General features: G+C 44.7%; 8 protein-coding genes and 1 pseudogene. 3 read left to right on the forward strand and 6 right to left on the reverse strand.

What is annotated here, in order from left to right:
• Nucleotides 1-224: 224 nt before the first annotated feature.
• Both BV455_RS06605 and BV455_RS06610 read right to left on the reverse strand, forming a co-directional pair.
• Entirely contained in the window at nt 225-596 is a 372-nt protein-coding gene (locus tag BV455_RS06605; protein ID WP_042410865.1) for a DnaJ family domain-containing protein, read from the reverse strand.
• Nucleotides 596-2,365 (reverse strand): annotated as a pseudogene (locus BV455_RS06610) (putative bifunctional diguanylate cyclase/phosphodiesterase); the annotation flags it as partial. The pseudogene BV455_RS06610 and the gene BV455_RS06605, both read right to left, overlap by 1 nt.
• Before the next feature lie 331 nt (nt 2,366-2,696).
• Between BV455_RS06610 and BV455_RS06615 the strand changes: the two are divergent.
• Together BV455_RS06615 and mreBH are read left to right on the forward strand one after the other, a co-directional pair.
• The gene (locus BV455_RS06615; protein WP_042410867.1) at nt 2,697-3,149 is read left to right on the forward strand and encodes a C40 family peptidase; all 453 of its coding nucleotides are present in this window, start codon (nt 2,697-2,699) and stop codon (nt 3,147-3,149) included.
• 390 nt (nt 3,150-3,539) lie between these two features.
• The gene (gene mreBH, locus BV455_RS06620; protein WP_017436105.1) at nt 3,540-4,547 is read left to right on the forward strand and encodes a rod-share determining protein MreBH; all 1,008 of its coding nucleotides are present in this window, start codon (nt 3,540-3,542) and stop codon (nt 4,545-4,547) included.
• An 88-nt stretch (nt 4,548-4,635) separates the two neighbouring features.
• Here mreBH and BV455_RS06625 read toward each other — a convergent pair whose 3' ends face one another.
• From BV455_RS06625 to BV455_RS06640, 4 genes are all read right to left on the reverse strand, one after another.
• Entirely contained in the window at nt 4,636-6,000 is a 1,365-nt protein-coding gene (locus BV455_RS06625; protein WP_061580458.1) for a (Fe-S)-binding protein, read from the reverse strand.
• Nucleotides 5,997-7,409, reverse strand: a complete 1,413-nt coding sequence (gene glcD, locus BV455_RS06630; protein ID WP_218688019.1) for a glycolate oxidase subunit GlcD — start codon at nt 7,407-7,409, stop codon at nt 5,997-5,999. The genes BV455_RS06625 and glcD overlap by 4 nt, the downstream gene beginning before the upstream one ends.
• Before the next feature lie 131 nt (nt 7,410-7,540).
• Nucleotides 7,541-9,217 (reverse strand): L-lactate permease, encoded by a 1,677-nt coding sequence (locus BV455_RS06635; protein WP_017436108.1) that lies wholly within the window; start codon nt 9,215-9,217, stop codon nt 7,541-7,543.
• 221 nt (nt 9,218-9,438) lie between these two features.
• Entirely contained in the window at nt 9,439-11,007 is a 1,569-nt protein-coding gene (locus BV455_RS06640; protein WP_183363813.1) for an IS200/IS605 family accessory protein TnpB-related protein, read from the reverse strand.
• 527 nt (nt 11,008-11,534) lie between these two features.
• Here BV455_RS06640 and BV455_RS06645 point away from each other — a divergent pair.
• Nucleotides 11,535-12,260, forward strand: a complete 726-nt coding sequence (locus BV455_RS06645) for a FadR/GntR family transcriptional regulator (RefSeq protein WP_143420809.1) — start codon at nt 11,535-11,537, stop codon at nt 12,258-12,260.
• Nucleotides 12,261-12,343 lie beyond the last annotated feature (83 nt).

The following is a 12,343-nucleotide window of genomic DNA, read 5'->3' on the forward strand; positions in this document are numbered from 1 at the left end:
CCTTTGTATTGTTCACACCATTTTGGCATTAGCCGTTGAAAAGTTCCATCTGCTAATACGACAACAATTTTTGTTCATCGGAAACGCACCTCTTCTTTTGCTCCCATAAAAGCAGGAATGCCATTCACCAGCATCATCCCTATTTTCCCCATTTTTCCACGCTCCTTTCACATAAAATGAAAAAAAAGAGCTTGCTGCTTTTTCACAGCAAGCTTTTCCGTTGATTACCGGAATTTCTCGTCAATTCGCCGCTGGTAGTCGCGCAATGCTTGGGAATTTGTTTTATTCCGCTTTTTCATGAGCGCATTCCAGCGCAACAATTTCTCATTTAGCTTCTTCTTCAATTTCTTTTTCTCCTCTTCATCTTCACAGCAGCGCAACAAATCTTCTAACGTCATTAAATCTTTTTTTAACTCGACTTCCTCAGAGACATAGCCGGCATTTTTTAACATCAAATAACCGATTCGCAAGTCTTCGGGAATATGGGATAAATCCTCCAGTTCAAGCGGTTTTCCAAAACCAGGAAGATTATCAAATTCTCCGTTTTTCATCGCTTCGCGAATTTTATCTTCCGCTACTCTCCAAAAAATATCCATCATTTCATCTCCTGTATCCGCAATTCATTCCGGTGCTGCCCACGCAGAAAGCTGAGAAACGCTTCATACGGCAGCGGCGGGGCAAAATAATATCCTTGCGCCTCATCACAACGCTTATTTCTTAAATAGGCCGCTTCCGTTTCCGTCTCTACTCCTTCAGTGAGCACCTTCACACCAATATTATGCCCGAGACGAATAATCGCCGGCAAAATCGCATCTTTTTTTCCTTGAATATTTCGAACAAACGAACGGTCAATTTTTAAGCGGTCAATCGGCAAGTCGGTTAAATAACTGAGCGAGCTATAGCCTGTGCCAAAATCGTCCATGCTGATCGTAACGCCGATCGCTTTCAGCTTGGTTAAAATCGCGATCGCCCGCTCTGTATCCATCGCCATCCGCTCCGTAATTTCCAAATCTAAATGATGCGGTGGCAACCCTGTCTCCTCAAGCAGATTTGCCAGCTTATCGACAAAACGACGGTTTTCAAACTCATAACAAGATAAATTAACAGATACTGATAAGTTAGGGAAATATTCCAATAATTGTTTTGTTTGCCGACAAGCGGTACGAATCACCCATTCGTTAATCGGGATAATAATGCCAGTTTGTTCGGCGACGGGGATAAATGTATGGGGCGATATAATCCCTTTTTCCGGGTGGTTCCAGCGAATTAACGCTTCCATGCCGGTAATGGCACCGTTATCTAGCCGAATTTGCGGTTGATAATAAAGTTCAAATTCCCCTTTTTCCAGTGCCCGGCGCAATTCCCGCTCCATGGCAATCTTTTCGTGAAGCACGAGGGCCATTGGCTCCTCAAAAAACAAAAATTCGCTTGCTACCTTTTTCCGGGACCGGTATCTCGCAATATCTGCTTTTCGAATTAATGTTTTTGAATCCATTCCATCCTTCGGATATAAACTAATGCCAATTTTTATTGTAACATATAATTCCAAGCCTTCTACCACAATTGGTACATCAGCAATTTCACTAAACTGTTTAGCAACCATTTCCGCCTTTTCTTTCGTGCTTTTGGACAAAATCGCAATAAATTCATTGCCGCTCCATCTTCCTAGCAACACATTTTCGCCGCTTCGTTTTTTCCATTCCGTTACGATTCGCAGCAGCACCTGATCGCCTACGGCATATCCGTAAAAATCGTTAATCGTCTTCATCCCGCTAATCTCAAGAAACATAATAGCCACTTCTTCCTGGCGGGAAGATGCCTCCTGAATACTTTTCTCAATGGCATGGTGGATTGCTTCCTTATTGGGCAGTCTGGTTAAATCGTCATGCGTCGTTATATAGCGCATTTTTTCTTCATTTTTCTTCTGTTCTGTAATATCGCGAATCACCGTGAAATTTACCTTTCTACCATCATGGTCATACTTGCGCTGCACGATTTCTGCCGGCAAAACGGTGCCATCTTTCCTCCGAAGTTGAATTTCGTAGCGTTCTTCCTGGCAATCATCGTGCTCCATTTTCTTCAACGAACCGGCGACTATTAAATCGTCAATCGGCATATGGATCAGCTCACTTTCCACATATCCAAGCAGCTGGCAGGCAGCGCGGTTCGCTTCCATCACTTGGCCGTGCCCATGAACAATAATTCCTTCCATTGTCATTTCCATGAACCGTTTAAAGCGATTTTCGCTTGCTTCTAATTCCCGCTTATATTTTTCCAGCGATTTTCGTTTTACTTGGATATATATCGCCAGCAAATAGACAAGCAACACGAGAAAACTCATCCATAAAATATATTCGATTTCTTTCGACATAAACAATCACCATCATCTATTATTCGATTTCTTTATGAACATTATAGAAAGATTGTTTGTCCCCTTCTTTCCTACCCCATTCCTATTCATTCGACAATTTACGACATAATCGGTGTGCATTTTAGTACATAAGTATTGATTTGTAGTGAACTTTTACATATTAATAAAGAAAAAATTTATATAAGGAATTAGGACTAGGTTATATATTTGTAACTTGGCTGTAACATTATTTAATTCAACTGTAAAAAAAATGAGTCCTATCCTTTGTTATACTATAGTCAAGTTAAGTCGAATCGGAAAATTTGTTGTCGGGGGTTTAGGGAAAATGAAGAAATTTATCACACTAGCTTCACTATCGTTTTTAGTTCTATTTTCCTCTTTATTCGTAAACACTTCCAGCACTGAAGCAGCAGGGAACACGAAGTTATTAATTGCTGAAGCGAAAAAACTGATTGGCACTCCATATCGATATGGCGGCACTACACCAAGAGGGTTTGATTGTTCCGGGTTTGTATATTATACACATAAAAAAATTGGAATAACTTTGCCTCGTTCTTCTAAACTGATGTACCAAAAAGGGAAAACCGTATATAAATCAGGATTAAAGCCTGGCGATTTAGTATTCTTTAATACATCCAAAAGCAGAAAAGGCGTTTCCCACGTAGCGATTTACATCGGGGACAACCGCATCATCCACGCCGTATCAAAAGGAGTGAAAATTGACAATTTAAATAATTCTTATTGGAAGAAAAGATATGTCGGAGCAAAACGATTATAAGGAAATAACAAAAACTCTCTGGCATATTAAGCAAGCGTGCTTAATGTGTAGAGAGTTTATATTACAAAAAAGTTGCCCTCCCGATATAGGAGGGCTTCTATATATTCATAGGGGATCGGGGGAATACTTGGAAAACTTTACGCTACTATTCATTTCCCCTTTTTTATTATTTTATACATGGAAAGAAAAAAATTTTTTTCCATCCGTTAGGAATTTTTCCTCTTAGCCATATTACCTATCGACATATTTTTCTCTTTTTCGCATTTCATCGTCATAAAAGAAACAATGGGATCGAAAGTTATATATGTATGAATGGAACTCTGCTTATCTGATTCAAACTGCTGCTTACGCTTTCGGTAAATCCATTCTTGTATAAGGCAGGTGTTAAGCATGTTTGCTTCTTCGGAAATTGGGATTGATTTAGGAACCATGAATATACAGCTGTATAGTAAAAATAAAGGCATTATTTTTAACGAACCAGCAGTGATTGCCTATGATGTTCAAACGAACGAAGTACTGGCGATTGGCAACGAGGCAAAAGTGATGATCGGGAAAACCCCAAATCATGTCGAAACGACTTATCCATTAAAAAATGGGGTGATTGCTGATTTTGACAAAGCGGCAACGATGCTCAAACAAGTGTTGAAACTTGCCGGCAAACGCATCGGTTTTTCGGTCAAAAAGCCAAACGTCGTCATCAGCGTCCCATTTCACGCTACTTCCGTAGAACGCCGTTCTTTTTATGAAATCGCCAAACATTGCGGAGCGAAACACGTACACCTAATTGAAGAACCGGTTGCTGCGGCGATCGGCGCTGACTTGCCGGTCGATGAGCCGGTGGCCAACGTCGTCGTCAATCTAGGCGCCGGCAAGACGGAAGCGGCAATTATTTCGTTTGGCGGAGTCGTTGCCTGCCAATCGCTTCGTGTCGGCGGCAATCAGCTAGATGATGATATTATTCAATATGTAAGACAACATTATAACTTATTAATCGGCGAGCAGACAGCGGAACAAATTAAAATGGAAATTGGCCATGCTCCTGGCATCCATGAAGAACGAACCATGGTCATTCATGGCCGCGACTTGGTGACCGGCTTTTTAAAAGCGGTGACGTTGAGTTCTACAGAAGTGCAAAAAGCCATCGAAGAATCGCTTTTCGAAATTCTTGGCGCCATCCATACGGTACTGGAAGAGTGTCCGGCAGAACTAAGCGGTGATATTATTGACCACGGCATTGTGTTAACCGGCGGCGTCGCCCTTCTTCACGGAATCGAACATTGGCTTAGTTCCGAGCTACACGTTCCGGTTTACACTGCACCTAATCCGATTGAAGCGGTAGCGATCGGTACCGGAAAAGCCCTCCAGGCCGTACCAAAGATGATCAGCACGGTTCTATAAACGCTTCGGTGAAGAAGCCCCGCGTTACTGTTGATGTAACGCGGGGTTTTCACTTTAAGCAAGGCTTGTCCACTCTTTCCTTTTGCGATTATGACGTTTTGCGAATGTGTTCTTCCTGTTCAGACGCCTGAATTCCTTTGGCTGCTTCGAGAAGAAAATCAACAAGATGGACGGCTCGGACGCGATCCGCAAGCCCCGCCCGCTCAATGCCAAGCTTCACTTGCAAAAGACAGCCGGGGTTGGCCGTCACAATCGTGGCCGCCTTTGTCTGTTTGGCCATTTCCATTTTGTAATCGAGAATCTGCATCGACATTTCCGGCTCGACGATATTATAAATGCCCGCCGACCCACAGCAGCGGTCGGCATCTTTCATCTCGCGAAACTCCACTCCTTCAATCGCGCGAAGCAGCTTTCTTGGCGCTGCAGAAGTCTTCATGACGTTGCGCAAATGGCAGGAATCTTGATACGTCACGATTTGCGGCGGGACTTTCAGCCGTTTTTGCTGAAAATCCAATTCAACGAGCACTTCGGAAATATCTTTTATTTTCGCCACAAAAGCTTTCGCCCGTTCGCTCCACTCCGCCTCGTCTTTCAGCAAATGGTCGTATTCCATTAAGAAGGCGCCGCAGCCGCCGGCATTGGTCACAATATCATCGACTTCTAACCGTTCAAATGCTTCGATGTTTCGTTTTGCCAGCTCTTTTGCTTTTTGTTTCTCCCCTCCATGTCCATGCAGCGCGCCGCAGCACGTTTGCGCCGGCGGAATAATCACTTCGCATCCGGCTAACTGCAATAAGCGCATCGTCGCGTCATTCGTTGCCATAAACATCGTGTCCATTAAGCAGCCCGTGAAAAAAGCAACACGCCGCTTTACTGGCCCTTCCGGCGCAAGATGATGCGGCCGCTCTTTCATCTCTTTTAGCGGTGGCACATTTGGCAGTACTTTTTCCATTTGTCGTAACGAAGAAGGCAAGATGTTTAGCAGGCCGGTTTTCCGCGCGAATGACTGCAGGCCGGAACGCTGGTAAAAGCCGATCAGTCCCATCGCCATCCGCATCCGCTCCGGGTATGGAAACAGCTCATGAAATACAAGCTTGCGAACAACGCGGACTAGAAAAGAATGTTTTTTATGCTGCTGAATAATGTCGTGTGCTTCTTCAAGCAAGTGTCCGTAGCGGACTCCGGAAGGACAGACCGGCTCGCATGCCCGGCAGCCTAAACACATATTTAACGAGCGCTCGACATCCTCATCCGGCTCAATCAGCCTGTCGACGACTGCTTTCATGAGAGCGATGCGCCCTCTTGGGGAATGGGATTCCTGAAACCCCGATTCAATGTACGTCGGGCATGTCGGCAGACAAAATCCGCAACGCATGCAGTTCATCAGCTCGTCTTCATCCATCCGCTCCTGAAACTGCTTCTGGATGATCTCCCTTTCTTTTTCCGTCGTCATCGTGTCACCACCACCCGTTTTCTTGTGCTTTTCGCGAATACTTTGCCCGGGTTCATAATGTTATTCGGATCGAGCGCCTGCTTAATAGCCTTCATCGCGGCAATGCCCGCTTCGCCGAGCTTCCACTCCAAATACGGCGCTTTCATCGCCCCGACTCCATGCTCGCCGGTAATCGTTCCGCCAAGTTCAATCGCTTTTGCGAAAATTTCCTCAAACGCTTTTTCAACCCTTTCCATCTCATCGCGGTCACGTGCATCTGTCGGACAGGTCGGATGCAAATTGCCGTCTCCGGCATGACCAAAAGTGCATATTTTCACATTGTATTTTTCCGCGATTTCATTAATTGCTTTTACCATTTTCGCAATCTCGGAACGCGGCACGGTCGCATCTTCCAAAATGGTGGTCGGTTTGAGGCGGGCAAGTGCGGACAAGGCTGTGCGTCGTGCCGTTCGCAGTGCCTCGGCCTCTTCTTCGGAGCGGGCGAGCTGTACGGAAACGGCTTGTTCCTTTTTGCAAATTTCCGCCATTTTTTTCATATCCCGCTCCACCACTTCCTTCGGCCCGTCCTGTTCAATTAACAGCACCGCTTGAACATCGGTTGGCAAGCCGATTTGCGCGTATGCTTCTACTACTTCCAATGTCGGCTGATCAAGAAATTCAAGGGTGGCTGGGATAATTTTGTTGGCGATAATTTTCGAAACCGAGCGGGCCGCCGCCTCCAGATCTTCATATAGTGCAAGCATTGTTTTCTTCGTTTCCGGCATTGGAATCAGCTTTAACGTTGCTTCCGTAATAACGCCAAGCGTCCCTTCCGAACCGACGAACAGACGGGTTAAATCATATCCTGCTACGTCTTTGGCTAATTTGCCGCCGGTGCGAATAATTTCTCCGTTGGCGAGCACCACTTCAAGCCCCATGACATAATCGCGGGTAACACCGTATTTTAGCCCGCGCAGGCCTCCCGAATTTTCATTAATGTTTCCGCCGATCGTCGAAATTTTCATCGAACTCGGATCCGGCGGGTAAAACAATCCTTTCGCCTCGACCGCATTCATTAAATCGAGCGTAATCACGCCTGGCTGAACGGTAACCGTTAAATTTTCTTCGTCAATCTCTAAAATTTTGTTCATATGTTTGAACACAAGAACGATTCCGCCTTCGACCGGACACGTGCCCGCACAAAGGTTCGTCCCTGACCCACGCGGAACGATGGGAATGCGGTGTTCATTGCAAATTTTCACAACTCGCGAAACTTCCAGCGTATTTCTTGGCGCAATCACCGCATCAGGCAGCGATTGAAATTGCGGGGTGGCATCATAGGAATAAACAAGTCTTCCTACTTTGGAATCATCGTAATTTTCCTCCCCGACAATACGGATCAGCTGCTGTTTTACTTCGTTAGAAATCAAGTTTCTCACCCTTTCATTTCTCTTTTTCGGCTGCGCAACATGCCGGTTTCACCATGCGCGCAGAAAAGGGACAAAGCCTAGCGCACCCTTCATGTCGTCCGCTAAGCACCGTCCCTAACCGTCTAAACACGCTATGGAATCATCCATGATAAAACATTAGACTGCAAGAATACAAGAATGCCAATCAAAATAATTAAGAAAATGCTATGCTTCACGGTAAACCGGAATAAATCGGACTCCTTTCCGGCCAGACCTACCGCTGCACACGCAACTGCAATGGACTGCGGCGAGATCATTTTCCCGACAACCCCACCGGAAGAGTTCGCCGCCAGCGCTAAAACTGGATCCATGCCGATGGATGTCGCCGTTACCTTTTGCAAATTGCTAAACAACAAGTTCGAAGACGTATCAGAACCAGTAATAAACACGCCGAGCCACCCTAAAAATGGCGAGAAGAACGGAAACAGGGCATCTGTCTTAGCCAACGCCATACCAAGCGTCGTGCTCATACCGGAAGCGTTGGTGACATAGGCAAAGCCGACCACCGAAGCAATTGTTATAATTGGGAACTTTAATTCATCCAACGTTTCAATAAATGTACGCCCCCAGTCTTTCCAAGACACGTTGACAATAAATTTCGTTACGAACGCTGCTAACAAGATGGCTGTGCCGGCCGCGCCGAGCAATTCTAATTTATATACTGCCGCAATCGGCTGACCGCTCGCATTGATAATTTTATTGTTCAATCCCGGCACTTCCGGCATAAATGTCAGATGGTAGCCAATCGAATTGATTAACTTTAACAATCCGTTTGTGCCCTCATAATGCCCTGTCAACGCCGCTTTTACTTGCGGTATCCCCCATAGAGAAATAAACGCTGTTAGCACTAGAAACGGAGACCAAGCTTTAAACACTTGCCCGCCTGTGTAGGAAACAGCTTTAGCCTGAGCAGTCGCTGCTACTTCCGATTCCGTTGAAAAACGATACGTGCTTTTTGGCTTCCAAAATTTCAAAAAAACAGCCAACGCAAACATCGAAACTAAAGCGGATAAAATATCAGGAAGCTCAGGACCTAGGAAGTTCGAGCTAAAGTATTGGGTAACCGCGAAAGAAACTCCTGATACAATGATCGCCGGCAATACTTCCATTGTTTTTTTCCATCCAGCCATAATAAGCACAAGATAGAATGGAATAAATATGGATAGAAAAGGCAATTGCCGCCCTACCATTTTTGAAATTTCCATTGCCGGAATACCTGTCGGTCCTTCCATCGAGATAATCGGGATTCCAATCGCGCCAAAGGCAACCGGAGCGGTATTAGCAATTAAACAGATTCCCGCCGCATACAACGGATTAAATCCCAGCCCGACAAGCAGCGCCGCGGAAATCGCTACCGGCGCTCCGAATCCAGCAGCTCCTTCCAAAAATGCTCCGAATGAGAACGCAATCAATAATGCCTGCAGGCGGCGGTCTTCTGTGATCGACGTCACCGAATTGCGAATAATATCAAAATAGCCGGATTTAACGGTCAGTTTATACAAAAAGACAGAAGTAATAATAATCCAGCCAATCGGCAACAACCCGTAAACCGCTCCTTGTGTGATCGACATGACAGCCATTCCCACCGGCATTCTGTAAGCGATTACAGAAATTAGCAAAGCAAGGAGCAACGTTGTAACCCCAGCAATATGCCCTTTCATTCGCTTGACAGCGAGCGCCCAGAAAAAATATAAAATTGGAATGAGTGCCACGATGGCTGACAGCCAAAGATGGTCTGCGATGGGCGTAAAATCCTGCTTCCACTGCATAAACAATCCTGGTTACTAAAATCTATAAAAATCGACACATCGCGATGGAACCAGGAAACACCGCTTGCCGCTCGGATTCTCACCGAGTTCCATCAGGAAGGGAGTCCCCTTGTCATTCACCTGCTGTGAAAGACACCCCGTGGTTCGCTGTTAGCGACGGCGCCTGTCGTGCACCATTCCTTCCATCGGTCCGTACACGACAACGATTTTAGCAACCAGGTCTACACCTCCTTTAGTTGAATTTGGTACTGGTTCAGCCAACAGAATTTGTGCAAGATGTTCCATAATGACCATTCATGTTCCTCTTTGAAGTTCTCTATCTTTTTCAACATCATCCCTAGATATTGTCGTTGTTTTGTTCCGCTTTTCGATTGCTTGTAGGATTCTTCCATCGACCCTAACACGGCAATCAAATGGCGTTTCACTTTCGTTTTTATGGTATTAATGAGTTCTTTTGGCAATCGCTCCTGATACCCTAATCCGCGTCTGCCAATCACCAAAGCGGCGCTTTCATGGACGGATAACCCATACTTTTTCATATACTTGAATCGTCCGATGACGCTGGTGTATGCCGGATTCACTTTTTTGATGCGAAACCCAAGCCGTAATCCCCGACGAAGGATCGTTTCCGTCAGTTTTTTCTTGTTGAAATGATGGGTCAAGCGATTGAATCGTTTGTCTGTATCGTGCCGCTGTCTTAGTTGAATGTTTTCAATGACCACTGCCCCAACATTTTCTTGAAGCAGCCAGTCATACACATCTCGTACGGTTTCTCCAATGATGTTGTTTCGCTTATTCGCTTTCACATATTCGAGTTCATGACAGTAAAACACTTTTGATTGAAGAAAGTTTCCCTGTTTCGAAACGATGCTTACAGCGATGCGGTCAATGTTGATGTCAATCCCAGCGATTCGTTCCGCTTGAATCGGTTCATCATAGGCAAGTTCCCTGCCATATACCTCTTCTTCATAGACGAGATGAATGTAATATTCCCCGTTCTTGCGTTTGATTTCAACAGTATATGGTCGATATTCGATAATGGGTTTTCCTTTTGCATTCACTCCGACTGATTCTCCTATGACGAGATCGATGATATCCTCTTCATATTTTTCAGGAACCAACACAGGGAATCGTAAACGGGGAGCGTGTTTCCCATTTTGTTGTTCCAGCGGGTTGGCGATTTCTACATACCATTGATTCGTGTTGTCGTCATACACCAGGCGAATATTTAAATTTCCTTTTTTGCTTTTATCGCCTCTGGCATACAACTGATTCGAGCGCAAATCTTTCCATTCTTCGTTCGTGATGTTTCCTTTCAAGCGCTTATAAAAGTTCTCTTTTCCACCAAAAATCACACGTGGAATTGTCCCTTGATCGAGATGGTGCTTTAGCTCGGCTTCTTTGGATTTCCATTTTTCTAATCGTCGGTGTAATCCGTCTAAACACGTTGGAAGATCGACTTTTTTCGGTGTTTTTCTTCCGTGTTGGTAGTCATCGATTTTCTTTTCCGTTTTTTCGATTTTCGCTTGCACATCCTCCAAGCTTATTGGAAGCAACTCACGTTGGGAAGAAATCAGCGATTGAGCAAGCAAGACCGCATCTTCGGCAAACCGTTTGTTGAGCCGAAATTGGCGCGGAAGGTGCTGGATGATGTCTTTGGCGTTCTTTCCCTCCAGCAGACGGTTGAACGCGTATCGCTTCGCGGAACCAAAAACGCGCATCAACTCATCTAATGAACGAAGCTGTGATTCATCATGAGAAACGATTTTCATCCCCCGAACCGTTTTCATCCCCTTGCCGTCCCCCTTGTTTGGATCCTTAAGAACATATATTCGCCAACTCTTCTTCCTTTCCTTTTTATATGCGGAAGGGGGAGATGATTTTTTATCATCAGACAGGTGGCGATGGAAAAGATGGAGAATGTCCGCCTCTCCACGTCCAATAACAGAAGATATTTACATGATCTTATACATTTTTATAGATGTTTATCAAACTGCTTATACCTCCCCCTTTGTGTAAATGTAATTGAACTATTCTCCCACCCCTGTAATGAAGATCATCCCAAGTCATCAGATGACCGGATAATAAAATTATAGAGATGATTTCCAGAAAACACAATAGGTGTTTTTTCATTTTTTTAAATTTTCATTTACTTTCCAAAATTTCCTAGGACAAAGAAAATTACTTGTTTCCTTTGTATTGAATGTATAATATATAAAACAATGGGAATTCTTTTACATTCCAACAAAAAGATGTGCCCACAAGTCTATAGATAAGAATGCAAAATATTGAGTTTTGCGATATCGAGGTGAATGCATTGAATTTTAAGCGCATTAAAACAAAAAAGATTTATGAGGAAGTAGCGGAAGCGATTTTTGATATGATCAAAAAAGGTGCACTAAAACCTGGAGATAAATTGGACTCTGTCCAACAGCTTGCCGAAAAGTTCCAAGTAGGACGGGCCGCCATCCGCGAGGCGCTGACCGCGTTAAAAGCAATGGGATTGATCGAATTAAAGCAAGGGGAAGGCACCTACGTGCGCGAATTTGACCCGACGATGCTCATGTTCCCGCTTTCCATGGCCGTGCTGATGAACAAAGAGGATATTTGGCACTTGCTTGAAGTGCGCAAGCTTCTTGAAGCCGGTGCCGCCTCTTTAGCCGCGAACAAACGGACAGAGCAAGATTTGCATGCGATGGAACAAGCACTTCGCGACATGAAAGATGGCATCGGTAACGACGAGCTTGGCGAAAAGGCGGATCTTGCTTTTCATATGGCCGTTGCTATCGCTTCCCATAATCCCATTTTAGTCAGCTTAATGAACAGCGTATCGGAAATGATGGTCGAAACAATGCGGGAAACGCGGCGGATTTGGCTGTTTTCGAAGCAGACGACAACGGAAAAGCTTCTGCGCGAGCATACGGAAATTTTCCAAGCGATTAAAGAAGGAAACGCGGAAGCCGCGCAGGAACGAATGCTTCAGCATCTGACCAATGTAGAAAACGTGCTTCATCGATATATAAGCACTCAGCGAAACAACTGAGTGCTTTTTTTATTATTTTACAAAAATTGCGTCAAAATATACTTCTATTCTCTGAAAATAGTATATAATAAATACAAAGTCAT

The sequence above is a fragment of the Parageobacillus caldoxylosilyticus genome, assembly GCF_019272935.1.
GTDB lineage: Bacteria > Bacillota > Bacilli > Bacillales > Anoxybacillaceae > Saccharococcus > Saccharococcus caldoxylosilyticus.

Coding starts and splice junctions, on each gene's coding strand:
- BV455_RS06605 (WP_042410865.1), bottom strand. CDS start 596: ATGGATATTTTTTGGAGAGTAGCGGAAGATAAAATTCGCGAAGCGATG.
- BV455_RS06615 (WP_042410867.1), top strand. CDS start 2,697: ATGAAGAAATTTATCACACTAGCTTCACTATCGTTTTTAGTTCTATTT.
- mreBH (WP_017436105.1), top strand. CDS start 3,540: ATGTTTGCTTCTTCGGAAATTGGGATTGATTTAGGAACCATGAATATA.
- BV455_RS06625 (WP_061580458.1), bottom strand. CDS start 6,000: ATGACGACGGAAAAAGAAAGGGAGATCATCCAGAAGCAGTTTCAGGAG.
- BV455_RS06635 (WP_017436108.1), bottom strand. CDS start 9,217: ATGCAGTGGAAGCAGGATTTTACGCCCATCGCAGACCATCTTTGGCTG.
- BV455_RS06640 (WP_183363813.1), bottom strand. CDS start 11,007: ATGAAAACGGTTCGGGGGATGAAAATCGTTTCTCATGATGAATCACAG.